The sequence below is a fragment of the Methanomicrobiales archaeon HGW-Methanomicrobiales-1 genome, from assembly GCA_002839675.1.
In the GTDB taxonomy this organism is placed as follows: Archaea; Halobacteriota; Methanomicrobia; order Methanomicrobiales; family Methanospirillaceae; genus Methanoregula.
The window spans coordinates 630445-647607 of the sequence record PGYM01000001.1 but is presented as its reverse complement, the minus strand read 5'-3'; the positions used below and the strand labels follow the sequence as shown (position 1 = coordinate 647607).

The window sequence follows — 17163 nt, the reverse complement described above, 5'->3', positions numbered from 1 at the left end:
GCCGTTTATGAAGGGAAACCATATCGTTTTTAAGCTTGCAGTTTTACCATTGGATCATGAACGGGCTGCATGGATTATTACTTCTTCTCTGCACACCGCTCGTTGTAAGTTCCGGCTACACTTCTCCGGCGAACAATGAAACCCGTTACCACTGTGGGGGGATATCGGTCAGGTTGACAAGCAGTCGGGATGTTGTTGATGCACGAATGCAGGTGACCATCTACCAGATCAGGGATCTTCACCTGACCGAGGACACTGTCGTCAATGCTCCGGTTACCTTAAAAAAAGGTGACAATGAATTGTTCCTGCCGGCTCTGCTTGAACCCGGCAGTTACAAACGCTCAATTTACCTGGTACAGAACGGAAAACGAAAATCCGCCATAATCAAGGATATCGTAGTGCAACCATCATGACAGTTTTTTCTCTGGACACAATCAATGCAGCCCGGGGCAATGCACCTGCGGATGCAGTATTTAAAAACGCAAAGCTCTTCAACCCGTTCACCTGCACGTGGGATGAAGGAACCCTTGCCGTAAAAGACGGGATTATCCTTGGCATCGGGGATTATACCGGGAAAACTGAGTACGATCTTGCCGACAGGTACATTGTTCCCGGATTGATCGATGCCCATGTCCATATCGAAAGCTCGCTGCTCACTCCCGGAGAATACACAAGGCTGGTGGCGCAGCACGGGACAGCAACCGTTGTTGCAGATCCCCATGAGATTGCCAATGTAGCAGGTATTGCCGGTATTGACTGGATGCTGGCCCACCGGGCAGGGCTTCCCGTAGATATCCGGTATATGCTGCCTTCCTGCGTGCCGGCAACACCAATGGATGTCGGCGGGGCAGTCCTGGACGCTGCCGATCTCGCACGGTTTAAAGATCGTGAGGGGGTTTCAGGGCTTGGCGAGGTGATGAACTTTCCCGGTGTTCTTGGCGCAGATCCCGGGATTGGAAAGAAACTGGAACTTTTCACTGTCCGCGATGGCCACGCCCCCCTGCTTTCGGGAAAAGACCTGAATGCCTATATTCTTGCCGGACTCCAGAGCGACCATGAATGCACCCGCCGGGACGAGGCGGAAGAAAAACTGAAAAAAGGGATGTATATCTATATCCGGGAAGGTTCGACAGAACACAATATCGAAGAACTCGCCTCCCTTATCACGCCAGTCACCGCTCCCCGCTGCTGCTTTGCCACCGATGACTGCCATGTTGACCTGCTGATGGCAGACGGGCACATCGATCGTTGCATACGAAAGGCCATTGCCTGCGGCGTAGCACCGGAACTGGCGATCCGTATGGCCACGCTCTCCGCAGCAGAACGGTTCAGGCTTACGGATCGCGGCGCACTTGCACCCGGATGCCGGGCGGATTTCTGCATCATTGATGACCCGCAGAAATTTACGGTACTAAAGGTATTTGTTGCCGGAAAAGTTCTGGCAGATTCGATGCCAGTCCAGGGACCCACGTTGCCACCAGCTTTCCGGTGCACGGTTCCTTCCGCGGATGCAATCAGGATTCATGGCAACGGCACGGCACGGGTTATCGGGATTGTGCCGCACCAGATCGTAACGGATTCTCTCAAGGTCCCCATCAATGAACATGCCCGCACTGAAAACGACATACTCAAAGTAGTGGTCTGCAACCGGTACGGAACCGGTGCCTGTGGGGTCGGCCTTGTCCAGGGATTTAAGTTCAGTCAGGGTGCAATCACATCCAGTGTTGCCCATGATGCACACAACCTGATCGCGGTCGGTTGCAGCGATGCAGAAATCCTGCGGGCAATTGATGCCGTGATACATATGAACGGCGGCATGGTCGCAATTGCCGGAGAACAGGAAGTCAGACTCCCGCTTGACTGTGGCGGGCTTATGTCAACACTGCCCTACCCGGAGGTTGCGTCCCGCCTGGAGAAACTCCATGCGGTCACAAGAAAAATGGGCGGCATTGACGATCCGTTCATGTACCTTTCATTCCTCTCATTAACCGTAATTCCCTCGCTGCGTATCACGGACCGAGGTGTGTTCGATGTAAATGAGTTCAGGGATGTGCCATTGTTTTTTTCCGGGAAATAAGCGGATTAAAACAAAAACCTGCGGCCTCTGTACACGATCCGGCCGGTGTCATCACTGCCGGATCCATTCAGCAGTTGTCAGGACCCGCGAGAAGCGCATCGCCTGGGTAACAAGAATCGCTCGGTGCAGTTCCTCACCAGTCACCGTTCCTGCATTGTTGGTGATCCCGAGGGTTCCGGTTGCATCCGACAGGAAGTTCACGGTGTACCCGCGATGAAATGCCTGCCGTGAGGTCGTATCGCAGCACATCTGGGTCATGTAGCCGGCAATAGTTACGATCGAGATGCCCTTCTCCTTTAACCAGTCGCCGAGATTTGTCCCGGTAAAACTTCCGGGCAGGTTTTTCTCGATGATGACATCAGCATGTCGCCGTTTGATCTCATCGTGAAGTTCCCATCCCATCGTTCCCTTCCGGAATGTTGGCGATTCCGGTGCAGGATTTGTGTGCTGGATGACGATAACCGGCATGTGCGCTACGCTGGCATGATCCATTGCCAGAAGAATTTTTTCAAAACTTCGCTCAGGAAACGTAACGGGAAGTTTCCCGGTAAAATATTCGTTCTGGACGTCAATTACGAGTAAAGCTTCTTTCATGTTTTATCCACCGTAAAAAATGTTTTTCTGTCAATCACCATAGTGAAAAATTCCACATTCTTTCCATTGACCACCGAAATGCATTCACCGGTATGTCTGAACCGGAGAGTTTCATACAATTTCCTGGCACGCGGATTATTCTTCCGCACGATTAACCGGATTCGGGTAATATCAGGGTCCGAAAAACCCTGCTGAAGCGTGAGGAGCGTCGCGGTCTTTCCTATTCCCTTGCCAAGATTGTCAGGGTGAAGGGCTATCCGGAATTCTGCTATGCCGGTATCCTCTTTGGTAATTATGGAAAAACCCGCTAACCCGCTCGGATCCGTTACCACGAAAATATTCGTACCGGCTTTTGTGCGGTACTCATCAAGCCAGCCACCATCCCGCAGGGAGTAATCCAGCTCGGAAAACTCCGGAGGATAAGGAGGCCAGGATTTTATACCGGGAATATCTTCATCAGTAAATTTCCTCAGGGCAATCATGAGTATAACGTGAAAATATATCGACAGATTATTGCATAAATGTTTTTTACCCTGAATCCGGGGGTGCGTCCCCCTCGTCTTCCGGTACAGGAATGTCCGGGATACACCGTATTGTGCCAAATCCCTGCGACACGGACTGGCCGATGCCGAAATAATCCGGGATCCGCAGATTCGTCCGGAACTTCCCTAAAAAGACGATGACATTTTCCCGATCGATCCGGTCTATCCGGAACTTTAGCTTTGCCTCGCAACTGATAGGAACAGGCGCTTTATAATCAAGGGATTTTGCCAGCGTTTCGAGATTTCCGACAAGGATCCTGTGCATGAATGCATCCCGGTCCGGCTTGCCTTTGAGATCATAAAACTTCTTTGCATTCTGCTGGTTCAGGGCAAGCCACGGCGTCAGGAACTCATACGTGAAGGTTGTGCCGGAGATCCCAAACTCTTCGGTCCTGACAGAGGCATCACGCTCAAGGATCGTGCAGGCAGTGTTGCCGTTCGAAATTTCTTTCCGTCCCTCTCCGAGCAGAAAAAGGAAATCTGCCCCCTGGCTGATACCCATGACAATCAACGAATTCCGGATCTGTTTGCACTGGACCACCGGGTAACGATGAATGAACCCGGCTGTACTCTCTTTGTGAAGCGCAGTATATTCACCGAGTTTCCCGGTGAGATATGACCGGAATTCAGTGAGGGAGAATTGCACCGGTTTCGCTGGTTCAAGAGTAAGGGTGAATATTTTCAGGATCATGGATGACGCTGCTCACACCATTTTTGCCGGCCATCTTCATGGAGTTATCCCCCGGGGCCTTAGGTAAAAGGATTGCGGGTTATGGCGGGGGGATCGGGAAAACGTTAAAACGCTGGATTGCCGTGGCATTCTGGGAACCCGCCGAGATCATGAAAAAATACTCCTGGGGAATGGTCATATCGAGATCAACTGACCAGGTATTCTCTCCGCACGCACCCCCCGATGCCCATAGCGACAAAGGTTTTTCATTTCCTGCGGTCAGGTTTTTTGGCAGCATTCCGCCGGGAAATACCAGGTATTTGAGTTCTTCACCCGCAGCACGGTTTGTTGTCCCGGTGATGGAAAATTTATTGCCGGCATACTGCTCGTCAATTGGGTTTATGCGAACCCACAATGGTTCATTGACAATATCGGGGCAGATTGTTGGCTCCAGTGTGGGCAGGACCCTGACAATGAATTCCCGGGATATCCCGCAATCCGATACAATGCGGTAGCGGTTAGGTTCAAAGCCGGTAGTGACAAACCCGTACCGGGGGGAGGTTTTTCCGGTCCCCGGGTAGGATTCATTGGTTCCCGGGGGAGTGCCGATCTCCATTTTGGTTGCCCAGGCACCATTGCCTTTCTGGAATTTTACGGAAAATGCCGGGGTATCGTTTGCACAGGAAGGCATTCTGCCATTATCATCAGCAATAAAAAATTCAACAACCTCACCCTGGTTGTACACATCGGTATCCATGTGGAGGAACCGGGATCGTTCATCCGGCTGGGCTATCGTCACTTTGTAACTGGCCGGGAGCGGTTGTATTGCGGCAGTTGCATTTCCGGACTGGTTGGTCTGATCGAACGGCAAAGTGCACCCGGCCACAAGAACTATGCAGGCTATGGCAATAATCAGGAGAAGAGTTGTGGATATGCGAGTCATGAGGTCACCATTCTTTTACCAACCGATACGAAAAATGGGGAGCGGGTCGGTAAATAGGTTGTGAAGGTGGAGTTGTTGATCCTTTTCCACCCGGTTGTCGTGCGGTGTGGTAGGAATGATGAGGTCAGGATCTTTTCCGGTTGAAAGGGGTCAGTGGGGGCATTATTGTTTGATATTGACTGGGAAAATCTGAACACGGTCTCCGTAAATTTTTAAGAGAACCTGAATGTCCCGTCTCGTAATAATCGCAAATGCCCCCACTGACCCCCCTCAATCCATCTGCTCCACGGTCCGGATTTTTGTGTAATATTAGTGGTTTTAACGAGGGAACATCATCCGCATTGAAGGCTCTTTTATATCAAAATGGGTGAGGGGGGTCTGTGGGGGCACTTTGAAAATAGCATAACCATACGGTCCGCATTTCAAAGGTAATTTCCCGGAGAGAGTTCCGGTAAAATATCATGGTCCCGGGGATATTGGCGTGAGGAGATGATCGGAAAAAAGGATCTCGCTGGCTACTCAGAGAATCTTTGCACCGGTTACCAGAGCCAGCAGGAGAACTATTACCGGTTGGTGGACGAGATATATCACCAGTGAGTGACGGCCAAGAAACGAGAGCGGCCTGACCAGCAGATCCGGCAATGACCGGAGGGAAAACTGCCGCACACCTCCGGTATAGAGACACTCGCCCAGCCCCATACCGATCAGCACCATCCCGAACCAGGGGAAGAGCGGTGTGTAATCAACGGAAGCAAAACCGGACGGTATTATTCCTAAGGGCAGCAGGAATGCAGGACCGCCCAAACCTGAAATGATCCAGCCGACCGGAATGCAAGCGAGCCCGAGCAGGATATTCAGTTTCCCGAACCTGAAGAAGAGCGGCGAGAGCATAATCGAGATCCCGATCAGGTGCAGGATACCAAAGATAACATACCCTTCATGCAGGTACCACCAGGTACCAAGCGTTACCAAAAGCCCGAGCGCAAAAATTCCTGCGCCCCGGAGAAAATATTTCTTCACCAGCGGAAAACCGGAAAGTTTCTGCACTGCCCGGGCATGACTGATGATCAGCGACACTCCCACAATCAGGAGGAAAAGCGAGGCGGTCAGATAAGCAAAGTACCGCCAGAATCCGGTCGCGACATCAACAGGAGCGATCCCCAAAAAGCTGATGTCAAACACCGTATGGAACACAACCATCATAAGAATCGCGATGCCACGGAACAGGTCAATCTCCCAGAGCCGTGATCCCATATCCATACAAAAATATCAGTATTGTTGTCTGATATGTATTCGTACCGGTTGCAATGATGGGAAAAATTACCCAACACCATGCACCTAAATACTGATGATAGATATTATGCTTAAGGAACTGATCTCATGACAGCAATTAAAGACGAACACATCATCGAAGCAATAGGAAAATGCCGCGTTGTTGTGCGTGACGGGAAGGTAGTCGAAGTCGGAAAACCGATCATCAATGACTGCCCCCTGGCAAAACGATTCGCCTTTCCCGTGCCGGAGATTACCCCGGAAGCGATCAAGGCAAACATTGAACACCGGATCCAGGCATTCGGGATGTGCACTCCCGAACGCGAGATACTCGATACCCGGCCGTTTGTCGGGTTCGGGGCATCGGAACTGATCAGTTTCGGCATCCAGTCCGGCATGCTTGACGCCGCAGTTATCGCGTGTGATGGCGCCGGGACTGTAGTTGCTACCCGGCCGGAAATGGTGCAGGGAATTGGCGGCCGTATGTCCGGGCTCGTAAGCACGTCACCGCACCAATCGGTGATTGACAGGATCGAGCAAAACGGGGGATATGTCCTGGATCCGGTCAATGCCAGGATGGATCAGCAGTCGGGTGTTGCACTCGCGCACCTCAAAGGATTCCGGCGCATAGCCGTTACCGTAGCGTTACCCGCAGAGGCAGAGGCGATCCGAGCCGCCTACCCGGACACATTGATCATCGCCGTTCATGTCAGCGGCCTGACCCGGGTCGAAGCAGCACGATTGGTCGGGGCATCCGATCTGGTAACTTCCTGTGCATCAAAACCCATCCGGGAGATCGCCGGCCCGCTCGCACTTGTCCAGGCAGGAATCGCGATACCCGTCTTTGCCATGACCCCGGTTGGAAAAGCGCTTGTTATCGAGAAGATCCGCTCGTCCAGTGAGCCGGTTCTCATCAAACCCACGAAGCTTCCTGTCACTGGCGATAAAGAACCTTCACCGCTGGTCTGATCTTTTAGGCCGGCTTTTTGCCTGATAATTTTAAAAATTTCCTTATTAAGAGATTAATCAAATATGCTTTTTTTATTCCGATAATCCTTACCGGATTCTTTTATTGCAAATATGCGGGGCAACAATCACCGAAAGAATAATGGATGAGAAAATATATTCTTGTGATTATGGGGGCAATCATGTTCCCGGGGTGATATTCTATGGTTGACAAAAAAATCGGCGATGCTGAAAAGGCACTTGAAGGTGGTGTTATGGCACTGGGAAAGGGTGCCCAGGGCTTTAATAAGGAGTTCATGGATTTCCTCCAGAAATACCAGGTGATCGGGCTTGCGGTTGCGTTCGTCATCGGTGCTGCTGCCACAAAACTGGTCAATTCAACCGTATCCGACATCATCATGCCTATCATTGCGGTGATTATTCCCGGAGGAAACTGGAGGGAGGCTATATTTCAGGCAGGTCCCATCAAATTCCTGCTGGGCGATTTTGCCGGTGCAATTATTGACTTTATCATCATCGCGCTGGTAATCTTCATCCTTGTGAAGTATATCATGAAGGGAGATGTCTCGAAAAAAATGTGAGTGGCGAATTTCTTTCCTTTTTTCTAATAATTGACAACGCAGGGAAAAAAACCCACATTCACGTTCCTGCAGGGTTTTCGGGTGCCGAAGGGGGTAAATAATTGGCGAAAAAACCTCTTAAAAAAGATGATGAGCGATTCGATAATCGCGATGGATGCGAGGGATGGGATTCGAACCCAAGAACTCCTGCGAGACCAGGCCCTGAACCTGGCGCCGTTGACCGGGCTTGGCTACCCTCGCGCCTGTATAGATTACGATTGAAATTAAATAAAGATAGGGGGTGATTACACCTTTTTGTGGTCACCATTCTCATTCGATACTTTCTTCATTTCCTGCTCACGGAGCTCTTTGCGTCGGATCTTTCCGGATATGGTCTTTGGCAGGGAATCCACAAAATCGATAATACGGGGATATTTGTACGGGGCGGTGACCTTCTTTACATGGTTCTGGATATCCTTAACCAGTGTTTCGGAGGGCTGAAACCCGGGTTTAAGGATCACGAATGCCTTGACAACGAGCCCGCGGACATCATCCGGGGATCCTACAACCGCAGCTTCCTGTACCGAGGGGTGCTCGATAAGCGCACTCTCTACTTCAAAGGGTCCGATCCGGTAGCCGGATGATTTAATCACATCGTCATCGCGCCCGATAAACCAGAAGTACCCGTCTTCATCCTTGTAGGCTTTATCACCGGTATAGTAATACCCGTTGACAAATGATTTCTTATTCTCTTCAGGATTGTTCAGGTATTCCCGGAACATACCGACAGGACGCTTATCCGTTTTGATCGCAATTCTGCCTTCTTCGTGGATGGGGACCGGTTTACCGTTGTCATCGTGGAGTTCAATATTCCAGCCGGGCGAGGGTTTTCCCATGGAACCATACTTTGGCGTCATGCCAGGGAAAGTCCCGATGCAGAGCACCGTTTCCGTCTGCCCGTATCCTTCGTAAATGGTCATTCCCGTGGCATCCTTCCATGCCTTGATCACTTCCGGGTTGAGCGGCTCACCGGCACTTACGCAGTGGCGGAGCTCGGAGAAATCGAACTTGTCGAGATCGGCTAAGATCAGCATCCGGTAAATAGTCGGTGGGCAGCAGAACGTGGTGATGCCATATTTTTCTATGAGCGGGAGGATCTCGGTTGCATTGAAACGGCTTCGTATATCGTACACGAAGATGGCCGAACCTTCGATCCACTGGCCATAGAATTTTCCCCAGGCACTCTTTGCCCATCCGGTGTCGGAAAGCGTGAAGTGGAGATCATTGGTGCGCAGATCGTGCCAGAACCGTGCAGTAACAATATGTCCCAGCGGGTAACTCTGCTCGTGCACCACCATCTTGGGCTCGCCGGTTGTGCCGGAAGTAAAGAAGATCACGAGCGGATCGGTGCTCTTGGTCTTTTTCATACTGGGAAAGTTAACAATCTTGGCAGATACCGGTGCCGGATAGTCAAGTTCAGTCAGGTAACTGATCCATCCCGGCCGCTTTCCGTCAATCAATACTTTACACGAAAGGGACGGGCACTCTTTTGCGATCTCTTCGATCTTGTCCGCCTGCTCTTCCATGGTGATGACCATCTTGATATCGGCAATATTGATCCGGTATTTCAGGTCTTTTGGGGTAAGCATCGTGGGAGCAGGAACATATACTGCACCACGCTTGATCAGACCGAGAGTAAAGGTCCACCACTCAGGAACCCGGGGGAGCATGATCAGTACCCGATCACCCTTGCCAACGCCATACTTGATGAGGATGTTTACAATCTGGTTCGAGAGCCGCATCAGGTCCCAGAACGTAAACGTCTTCTCCTTGCCTTCCTGGTTCAGCCAGAGCATGGCAAGTTTGTTCCGGTCCTTGTTCGCCCAGGCATCGATGACATCAAAACCGAAGTTGAAATATTCAGGAACTTCAATGGCAAATTTCCGGAACATCTCATCGTAATCCGGCATGTTATGATCATCTGGTCCGAAAACCGGACCTGCGGAGGGAAGTGTTGTTGCGCCAATCCTGCTCGTTCCCGTACTTTTGGTGAGCTGGGTGGTGCACGCCTCGTTTATCCAGTCGGACCGGGAAATATCACGCTTCTCACACGATTTGTCTATGCTTTCTGCAAGAGAATCGTCCATAGTGACAGAATACCGCACCATACTACAATGTTTAGTGGTGCAGAAGATGAGTATTTCGATCGACTTCTGCACCACACCACATTTTTTCTAAAAAGTTTTGCAAATATTGTGATTCAGAATATTGTTGAAACAAAAATCGGACGCTTTAAAAAAGAAGGATGAGTATGGTGCAGTTACTTGTGATTCAGGTATTTTTTCAGCTCGGCTGCACGCAGTTCATTGCGCTTGATCTTACCGGATATGGTTTTGGGAAGTTCCGGGACAAACTCGATCTCGCGGGGATACTTGTACGGGGCGGTGGTCCGTTTCACATAGGTTTTGATATCTTTGATCAGCGATTCTGAAGGATCGTACCCCGCGTTGAGAACGACAAATGCCTTTACAATCATTCCCCGGATACGGTCGGGCGATCCCACGACCGCTGCTTCCTGGACCGCAGGATGTTCGATCAACGCACTCTCGACTTCAAAGGGCCCGATACGGTAACCGGAACTCTTGATCACATCATCGTCCCTGCCCACGAACCAGAAGTAGCCATCATCGTCACGGTAGACTTTGTCACCGGTATAATACCAGCCGTTCACAAAGGACTTCTTGTTCTCTTCGGGATTGTCGATATACTCGGTAAAAAGGCCGGGTGGCCAGGGATTGGTGCTGATTCCCAGTCTTCCCTCTTCATGCTCTGCCACAGGTTTCCCGTCATCATCATGTACCTCTATCTTCCAGCCGGGCGACGGTTTGCCCATGGAACCCGGGCGAGGTTCAACATTGGGAAACGCGGCAACGCAACACGCAGTCTCGGTCTGCCCATAGCCTTCGCAGATGGTCAGGCCCGTGCCCTCTTTCCAGACCCGGATCACTTCGGGATTGAGCGGTTCTCCCGCACTGGTGCAGTGACGGAGGCTCGAAAGATCGAACCGCTCCAGGTCAGCGAGGATCAGCATGCGGTAGATCGTTGGCGGACAACAGAAGGTTGTGACCATGTATTTTTCCAGCAGGGGCAGGACTTCTGTTGCCTGGAACTTACCGGTGAAATTGTAAACAAAGATACAGGCACCTTCTATCCATTGCCCGAAGATCTTCCCCCATGCGCATTTTGCCCAGCCGGTATCGGCAACCGTGAAATGCAGATCATTGTGTCGGATGTCCTGCCAGAGCCGGGCAGTGACGATATGCCCGAGCGGGTAACTGTGATCATGCAGCACCATCTTGGGTTCTCCGGTTGTGCCGGAGGTGAAATAGATCAGCATCGGATCGGTACTTTTTGTCTTCCGCTGATCGGGAATGCTGACGGAACGGTGCGAGACCGGTGCCGGGTAGAGCAACTCGTACGGGAAGCTTGCCCATCCCTGCCGCTCGCCATCAGCTACCATGCGGGAGGTCAGCGTGGGGCATTCGTCACAGATCTCTTCGACTTTCGATGCGTTTTCAAGATCGGTGATGACCATCCGGAATTTACCCTTGTTCACCCGGTACTTGATATCGCGCGGGGTGAGCATGGTCGGGCAGGGCGCAAACACGGCACCGAGCTTGATTAAGGCAATGGCAAAGATCCACCATTCAGGAATACGGGGAAGCATCACCAGCACGCGATCTCCTTTGTTGATCCCGTATTTCAGGAGGATATTTGCAGCCTGGTTGGAGAGATTTGCAAGATCCAGGTAACTGTATTTTTTTTCCTCGCCTTCCTGGTTCACCCAGATCATGGCAAGTTTGTTTCTGTCTTTTTTCGCCCAGGCATCGATAACATCAAAACCGAAATTGTAGAATTCCGGGACGTCGATGGAGAAGTGTGCGCACATCTCTTCATAACTCTCTTTGGTAATCGCGCGTTTGCCCATACAATCAGGCATAATGTTTCATGCGGATCTTTTTCAGGTTGTCGTTTTGGTATGAAGTACGAAACGTGCAGAATGAAAAGGTTCCTGCGGTTTTTCATCTTCTGCACAGAAGCAGTCCTGCGGTTCTTCTCATTCACTTCATTATCCCGTGTCCATGAGTACTTTCCCAGCATTCGCACATTCAGGTCACCGGCGATGATGGGGGGGGTCGCATGGGTACAACTCGCAGATCCAAACACAGAACCGGATTCGGGAATCAACCACCCGATTCCGACCGATTAGCGACAGAGAAATCATGCCAATAGATCACCCGGAGTTGCTGGAGAACATGGCAGCAATTATCAGCTGTACCCACGCGACCCCCTCCCGCCTCTCCCGGATTTTGAGCGAATTTTGCCATGATTAACGCCGATAAGCCGGCTTTTACCCAACGGGTGTTGATGTGGGGGGTCGCGTGGGTACAAAATGTAGGTGAGGGATGATTCCCCGGACCAAGCGGACTATGGAGCATGAAGGGAAAATCTCCCGGAAGAGGGGCCATATAAAAAACGGCTCAAATGCAGGTATTCTCATATCAGGCCTCTAAAAAGAGACAGGTCCCGAATCCGAACCTTCCGGTAATGTCAGCAGAACTGAAAAAGAAAAGCATAAAAATTTTCCATTAGTATTATGGTAAAAGCCAAATCATAGTACAAGAGATGGCTGATAAAAAGTACGAATCATTGAAGATTGAGAACATCGTAGCCTCCGGTGTAATCGCCGATTCCATTGACCTTATCGAGGTATCAAAAAAGGTCAAGAACTGCGAACTCAATACAAAACGGTTCCCCGGGGCAGTATATCGTATAGAAAAACCCAAGATCGCCTCCCTGATCTTTTCTTCTGGAAAGGTAGTCCTTACCGGTATCCGGGATAAAAAAGCACTTACCGATGGCCTTGCACTGATTATCAAATCCTTAAAAGCAGCCGGTGTTGCAACCCATGCGAAACCGAACGTTAACATCACCAATATTGTCTGTTCGTACGATCTCGGCAAATACATCAATCTCAACAAAGTGGTCATCACGCTCAATCTCGAAAATATCGAGTACGAACCCGAGCAGTTCCCCGGCCTTGTTTACCGCATCAAGGATCCGAAGATTGTTGCCCTGCTCTTCTCTTCAGGAAAGATCATCCTCACCGGAGGAAAGAACATGGAAGATATCAAGAGGGGACTTGACTTCCTCGAGCAGAAACTCGAAAGTATCTTGTAATAATAAAAAATAATTTTTCTTTCTGAATTTTTCCTTACTTCACCAGACTTATGACCAGTACCGGTGCGTCTGGATGAACGTGCGCTCTGCCTTGAGGATCTCACGGTAGAACGCATCACCCTCGGTCTGGGTTCCTAGGATCCGCGACGCATTCTCCGGGCCAACCCCCCGGGCTGCAAGCGCGATAACGGCTTTTTTCCCGCTGGAGAGAACGATATTGGCATTTTTTTTCAGCCGCTGTTCAATCGCACGCTCGTCGGCATTCTTCTTCGGTTTTCGGATCATAGCATACTGCTCCTCGTCAAACGGTTTGAGCGCTGCAATCAGGCGGGCCCCGCATTTCGGGCACTGCGGTTGATCCGGAACCCGGGAGACAACGGTCCTGCTCTTCCAGTCCCGGCAATTCATACAGGCAAGCACCACATCGTCCTGCTCAAGCCTGCGCTTCAGCGTTGCGATCACCGCATGATCTGCCGTTGGCGGAGGAATCTGGTCCCGGGACGAGAGTAGTCCACCGGCGCCGATGAGCGAATGGGGGCCCAGCGCTACCTGGATCGTTTCCTGTTTTACCAGGGCAACGAGTGCAGCAGCGGTGTCGATATCCATGTATTCCGAGAGCAGCTCGCGGTACGCTTCCTGCTGGACAACGGTGTTATCAAAGAAATCGAGCAGGCGGTGAATGCTGATCTTCTCGTAATCCGCATCCGCATCGATCGCCCCGAACTTCTTTGCGATCTGCACCAGTTTCCATTTGAACAGTGCCGTGCGTTTCAGGGCAAGTCGCAGGATACCGGACATGTGCGCCGGGTTGAGCGTGAGCAGCAGGTCACGCACATCAGCAGCCCGGATGGACGAGGGGAGGCGCAGGAGCATCCGGTAGGCATCGAGTTCGAGCCCGACCGTTGTGCCATAACGGGCAGAGATCAGGATGGAAAGCACGCGCCCGAGCGCTTCGTTTGCCTTGTGCCCGGCACAGACATTGCAGACCACACCGTCATCCGTATTCTCAAGCGTGATGAGGTGATCGGTGGGAACGAGTGACCGGTTCTTGTCCATCTCGGAAAGGAACGCTTCAGCAAATGCAATCCCTTCTTCTCCGGCAGTATAATCGACAATCTTCCGGGTCCTGCGCATTTCACCAACCTCACGGGCAACATTGAACGGTACCGGGATCTGTTCTCCTTCCCATGAGGGCAGTTCGCCGAGTGCTTTTTTTGCCGGTTCTACCGTCAGCTTCCCGTCAGCGATCTCCAGCACGCGCCAGAGCTGCCCCTTGGTGATGAAGACTGCACCGGTGTGTACCCAGCCAACCACAAACGACTCATCGAGCGTGCCCACGGTTCTCCGGGACACCATATCAAAGACCGGCACTTTCCGTTCATCGTGGATCATCGAGAGATTGTTGGAAAGGTACCGCCGCGCCCGTCCCGTGGTAATTATACGTCCCCCGTCATTGCGGATGAGGCGGTGTTCTTCCATCTGCCTGCAAACATCTTCCAGCAGTGCCTCGCACCGCGGATAGAGCGCAGTGCGTTCAAGGATATCGACAATAGCTGAGCGCTCGATCTCCCCGTACTCGACGGCGATCGCTGCCACCTGGTTGGCGAGCACGTCTGCCGCATTTCGGGGAAGAACAACCGGTTCGATATCGTTTCCCTTGGCTTTTTTTGCGATGACAAGGGATTCCAGCAGGTCGTCAAAACCGGTGGCAAAAATGGTGCCCCGGGAGATGGTATTCAGCTGGTGCCCGGCACGTCCCACCCGCTGCACCAGCCGGGCCACTTCACGGGGGGAACCGAACTGGATCACGTGATCGACCCGGCCGATATCGATCCCCAGTTCCATGGATGAGGTGCAGATGAGGGTCCGGATCTCGCCCTTTTTGAACCGCTCTTCCGCATCGATCCTCACCTCTTTTGAGAGCGATCCATGGTGCACCTCGACATCCCCGTGCTCAAAGAGCGCGTGTCCCAGCGCCTCGGCAGTCACCCGGGTATTGACAAAGACCAGCGTGGAACCTTCACGCTTCAGCGCTTTTGAGAGCACATCCGTCTGGTGTTTGAAATCATCACCAACGTATTTGACCGAAATCTCAAGGTGTTTTGCTACCGGTACCTGCACAACCGAACACGGCCGGGCCCCGCAGAGGAAGCGGGCAATCTCTTCAGGGTTTCCCACCGTTGCCGAGAGGCCGATGCGCTGGAATTCCCCGGCATACACATGCAGTCGTTCCAGCGCAACAGCAAGCTGTGCACCCCGCTTGCTCCCCGCCAGTTCGTGGACTTCATCCACGATTACATACTTTACCTGTTTGAGATGCTCCCGGAGGCGCTTTCCCATGAAGAGTGCCTGAACCGTTTCAGGAGTGGTAATAAGGAGATCAGGAGGATGGAGCGCCTGTTTGCGGCGCTCTGCCATAGGGGTATCACCATGCCGCACGCCCACGGTCAGGCCAAGTTCCCCGCACCACCATTGCATGCGGGACAGGATATCGCGGTTCAGTGCACGCAGCGGGGTGATGTAGAGCGCCTTGAAACCCCCGCCAGCGGGAAGCGACAGCAGGCCATTAAAGACCGGAAACATCGCACTCTCAGTTTTCCCGGTACCGGTGGGGGCGATCAGGACGAGATGGTTCCCGTTTACGATCAACGGGATTGCATGGCTCTGCGCATCGGACAAGCGGGTAAACCCGCGCTTCCGGATACATTCCTGCACCTTTGGATGCAGCAACTCAATCTGCTTCATCGGGAATCAGCGCTCGCAGGGGCCCGATGTACGTCCCATCGGCAAGGATGATCTCGGTATCTTCCTTCCGCATCAGCCGCGAGAGCGGTGAGAACGGTTTTTTGATGATCTGGAGGATATCGTACCCGGCTAACTCATTGAATGACGGCACAAACAGCACCCGGGTAGGAGTGCCATTACCGGAAAGGGTTTTGCCATCAGGATCTTTTGCATCGATGCCGGCCCGCAGGTAAGCGGGAGTCTGCACAGCACAGCCTACCTCATCCCGGAGCGAGAACAGGGGATGGTGGTGACCGATTACCATCAGGTGGCCGGCCAATGCAGGTGAGGGGATCATGTGCCCGTGAAGATATCCCACACCATCCAGGACCGCCCCGTCCTTGGGCTGGACCTCCCCTTCGTGCAGGAACCGTTCGATGCCGATGTCATGGTTACCCGGAAACACGTGGAGCGGTAATCTCGCCCGTAATGAATCGAGAATTTTTGGCATCTCGTGAAACTCCTGCCACGTCAGGGAGGGGATGCTGTGTTTGACATCGCCCAGCAGCACGAGCGCATCCGGTTTTGTTGAATCGATAATCGAATGGAGGCGTTCAAGCCTGCGTTCACTCCGGCTTTTAAAATGCAGGCCATGTGCTGCCAGATCCGCTTCTATCCCGAAATGGAGATCTGCAACAACCAGCATGCGCTGTTCGCCTTCGATGATAAGTGCCGGGCCCTCCCCGATAAATTCCATTTTCATAACAGTTTGACAAATCCTTTCTGGGGCTGGTAGCATTCATCCTCAACGATAAGCGATTCTATCGCTGAGAGCACGTCAGCCTGGACAATCCCGCGCTCACCAGCCAGACTGATAACCTCTTCGACCGCAATTCCCCGGGGACTGCTGGTTCCTTTCATGATCTCCATCACCAGCTCGCGGGCATCAGACTGGATTGCAGCAATAATTTCCGGGGGCTTTATACTCTGTATGGCACAGCCAGTCATGTCAGCGAGGGTATGCAGGTGTTCTGCGGTGTGGGCATAGTGACGGTGTGCGATGTGGATGTGATTGTCAGTGCACTGGCCCTGCATAGCAAGACGTACCTGTTCAAGTCGCCCAAGGGTTGCTTCGGCAGTTGCAAGGGTCCATTGGTCCCGTACTGCACGATCCACGACAACCACATGATCGGGACGAATGGAAAGATCCACCATATCGTTCCTGCGGTATAACTGCGCACGACCAGTTACCGTCACAAAGGAAGGAACGGGAATTTTTCTGAACAGTTCAGCAAGCGGCGAATTCCTGCCGCCGATAACCAGATTGAATGCGCCGGTAGGATCGGCAAGCCGGCATCGCAGCATATCCCCATCTTCAGTCAGCTCAGTTATAGCCCCTGCAAGATACACAAGCCGGCACCAGGCTGCACCGGGAGTTACTACCCAGGCTGCACTCTGCCCGTCATCATCCGGAACCGAGAGGGTTGAACCGGAAAAATCCCCGGCAAATACCCGTGCTGCACCTTCCATAGTCCCATTAAAATGGTTGGCGGGAGGTATTCAAGATATAGTCA

Annotated in this window: 16 protein-coding genes and 1 tRNA gene; 6 read left to right on the top strand and 11 right to left on the bottom strand. The window is 52.1% G+C overall.

The window, feature by feature from the left end; genetic code table 11:
* Window positions 1-206 precede the first annotated feature (206 nt).
* Together CVV30_03415 and ade are read left to right on the top strand one after the other, a co-directional pair.
* Window positions 207-413, top strand: coding sequence for a hypothetical protein (locus tag CVV30_03415; GenBank protein PKL70419.1), 207 nt, complete (start codon window positions 207-209; stop codon window positions 411-413).
* On the top strand, window positions 410-2077 hold the full coding sequence (ade, locus tag CVV30_03410; protein ID PKL70418.1) for an adenine deaminase: 1668 nt from the start codon (window positions 410-412) through the stop codon (window positions 2075-2077). The genes CVV30_03415 and ade overlap by 4 nt, the downstream gene beginning before the upstream one ends.
* Before the next feature lie 51 nt (window positions 2078-2128).
* Here the strand turns inward: ade and CVV30_03405 are convergent, their stop codons facing one another.
* The 5 genes from CVV30_03405 to CVV30_03385 all read right to left on the bottom strand — a co-directional run bounded on the left by CVV30_03405 (window position 2129) and on the right by CVV30_03385 (window position 6086).
* On the bottom strand, window positions 2129-2671 hold the full coding sequence (locus tag CVV30_03405) for a cysteine hydrolase (GenBank protein PKL70417.1): 543 nt from the start codon (window positions 2669-2671) through the stop codon (window positions 2129-2131).
* Window positions 2668-3153 carry an N-acetyltransferase gene (locus CVV30_03400; GenBank protein PKL70416.1) on the bottom strand — a complete coding sequence of 162 codons (486 nt, stop codon included), beginning with the start codon at window positions 3151-3153 and terminating at the stop codon, window positions 2668-2670. The genes CVV30_03405 and CVV30_03400 overlap by 4 nt, the downstream gene beginning before the upstream one ends.
* Before the next feature lie 46 nt (window positions 3154-3199).
* Window positions 3200-3904 carry a hypothetical protein gene (locus CVV30_03395; protein ID PKL70415.1) on the bottom strand — a complete coding sequence of 235 codons (705 nt, stop codon included), beginning with the start codon at window positions 3902-3904 and terminating at the stop codon, window positions 3200-3202.
* Window positions 3905-3983: 79 nt separating this feature from the next.
* On the bottom strand, window positions 3984-4754 hold the full coding sequence (locus CVV30_03390; protein ID PKL70414.1) for a hypothetical protein: 771 nt from the start codon (window positions 4752-4754) through the stop codon (window positions 3984-3986).
* Window positions 4755-5345: 591 nt separating this feature from the next.
* Window positions 5346-6086, bottom strand: coding sequence for a hypothetical protein (locus CVV30_03385; GenBank protein ID PKL70413.1), 741 nt, complete (start codon window positions 6084-6086; stop codon window positions 5346-5348).
* Window positions 6087-6206: 120 nt separating this feature from the next.
* Here CVV30_03385 and CVV30_03380 point away from each other — a divergent pair, with 120 nt between their 5' ends.
* Window positions 6207-7067, top strand: a complete 861-nt coding sequence (locus tag CVV30_03380) for a hypothetical protein (GenBank protein ID PKL70412.1) — start codon at window positions 6207-6209, stop codon at window positions 7065-7067.
* Between the two features lie 200 nt (window positions 7068-7267).
* Window positions 7268-7645 (top strand): mechanosensitive ion channel protein MscL, encoded by a 378-nt coding sequence (locus CVV30_03375; protein ID PKL70411.1) that lies wholly within the window; start codon window positions 7268-7270, stop codon window positions 7643-7645.
* A 155-nt stretch (window positions 7646-7800) separates the two neighbouring features.
* On the opposite strand, the gene CVV30_03370 is transcribed toward CVV30_03375, so the two are convergent.
* The 3 genes from CVV30_03370 to CVV30_03360 form a co-directional block, all read right to left on the bottom strand.
* Window positions 7801-7885: transfer RNA gene (locus tag CVV30_03370), tRNA-Leu, on the bottom strand.
* A 44-nt stretch (window positions 7886-7929) separates the two neighbouring features.
* Entirely contained in the window at window positions 7930-9792 is a 1863-nt protein-coding gene (locus CVV30_03365) for an acyl-CoA synthetase (GenBank protein ID PKL70410.1), read from the bottom strand.
* A gap of 152 nt (window positions 9793-9944) precedes the next feature.
* Entirely contained in the window at window positions 9945-11612 is a 1668-nt protein-coding gene (locus tag CVV30_03360; GenBank protein ID PKL70409.1) for an acyl-CoA synthetase, read from the bottom strand.
* Window positions 11613-11684: 72 nt separating this feature from the next.
* On the opposite strand from CVV30_03360, the gene CVV30_03355 reads away from it, so the two are divergent.
* Window positions 11685-11894 (top strand): hypothetical protein, encoded by a 210-nt coding sequence (locus CVV30_03355; protein PKL70408.1) that lies wholly within the window; start codon window positions 11685-11687, stop codon window positions 11892-11894.
* Between the two features lie 416 nt (window positions 11895-12310).
* On the top strand, window positions 12311-12865 hold the full coding sequence (locus tag CVV30_03350; GenBank protein ID PKL70407.1) for a TATA-box-binding protein: 555 nt from the start codon (window positions 12311-12313) through the stop codon (window positions 12863-12865).
* Window positions 12866-12913: 48 nt separating this feature from the next.
* Here CVV30_03350 and CVV30_03345 read toward each other — a convergent pair whose 3' ends face one another.
* The 3 genes from CVV30_03345 to CVV30_03335 are packed head-to-tail and all read right to left on the bottom strand — an operon-like array spanning window position 12914 to window position 17119.
* A complete protein-coding gene (locus tag CVV30_03345) occupies window positions 12914-15610 on the bottom strand; it encodes a DEAD/DEAH box helicase (GenBank protein ID PKL70406.1) in 2697 nt (898 codons plus the stop codon).
* Window positions 15597-16352: a phosphoesterase gene (locus tag CVV30_03340; GenBank protein PKL70405.1), complete on the bottom strand. Its 756-nt coding sequence runs from the start codon at window positions 16350-16352 to the stop codon at window positions 15597-15599. Before CVV30_03340 ends, CVV30_03345 begins: the two co-directional genes overlap by 14 nt.
* The gene (locus CVV30_03335) at window positions 16349-17119 is read right to left on the bottom strand and encodes a hypothetical protein (GenBank protein ID PKL70404.1); all 771 of its coding nucleotides are present in this window, start codon (window positions 17117-17119) and stop codon (window positions 16349-16351) included. Before CVV30_03335 ends, CVV30_03340 begins: the two co-directional genes overlap by 4 nt.
* Between the last annotated feature and the right edge of the window lie 44 nt (window positions 17120-17163).

Excerpts from the sequence above, each read along its gene's own strand:
- CVV30_03335 (PKL70404.1), bottom strand. The coding sequence starts at position 17,119 with ATGGAAGGTGCAGCACGGGTATTTGCCGGGGATTTTTCCGGTTCAACC.
- CVV30_03395 (PKL70415.1), bottom strand. The coding sequence starts at position 3,904 with ATGATCCTGAAAATATTCACCCTTACTCTTGAACCAGCGAAACCGGTG.
- CVV30_03365 (PKL70410.1), bottom strand. The coding sequence starts at position 9,792 with ATGGTGCGGTATTCTGTCACTATGGACGATTCTCTTGCAGAAAGCATA.
- CVV30_03360 (PKL70409.1), bottom strand. The coding sequence starts at position 11,612 with ATGGGCAAACGCGCGATTACCAAAGAGAGTTATGAAGAGATGTGCGCA.
- CVV30_03375 (PKL70411.1), top strand. The coding sequence starts at position 7,268 with ATGGTTGACAAAAAAATCGGCGATGCTGAAAAGGCACTTGAAGGTGGT.
- CVV30_03350 (PKL70407.1), top strand. The coding sequence starts at position 12,311 with ATGGCTGATAAAAAGTACGAATCATTGAAGATTGAGAACATCGTAGCC.
- CVV30_03415 (PKL70419.1), top strand. The coding sequence starts at position 207 with ATGCAGGTGACCATCTACCAGATCAGGGATCTTCACCTGACCGAGGAC.
- CVV30_03400 (PKL70416.1), bottom strand. The coding sequence starts at position 3,153 with ATGATTGCCCTGAGGAAATTTACTGATGAAGATATTCCCGGTATAAAA.
- CVV30_03380 (PKL70412.1), top strand. The coding sequence starts at position 6,207 with ATGACAGCAATTAAAGACGAACACATCATCGAAGCAATAGGAAAATGC.
- ade (PKL70418.1), top strand. The coding sequence starts at position 410 with ATGACAGTTTTTTCTCTGGACACAATCAATGCAGCCCGGGGCAATGCA.
- CVV30_03355 (PKL70408.1), top strand. The coding sequence starts at position 11,685 with ATGAAAAGGTTCCTGCGGTTTTTCATCTTCTGCACAGAAGCAGTCCTG.
- CVV30_03340 (PKL70405.1), bottom strand. The coding sequence starts at position 16,352 with ATGAAAATGGAATTTATCGGGGAGGGCCCGGCACTTATCATCGAAGGC.
- CVV30_03405 (PKL70417.1), bottom strand. The coding sequence starts at position 2,671 with ATGAAAGAAGCTTTACTCGTAATTGACGTCCAGAACGAATATTTTACC.
- CVV30_03385 (PKL70413.1), bottom strand. The coding sequence starts at position 6,086 with ATGGATATGGGATCACGGCTCTGGGAGATTGACCTGTTCCGTGGCATC.
- CVV30_03345 (PKL70406.1), bottom strand. The coding sequence starts at position 15,610 with ATGAAGCAGATTGAGTTGCTGCATCCAAAGGTGCAGGAATGTATCCGG.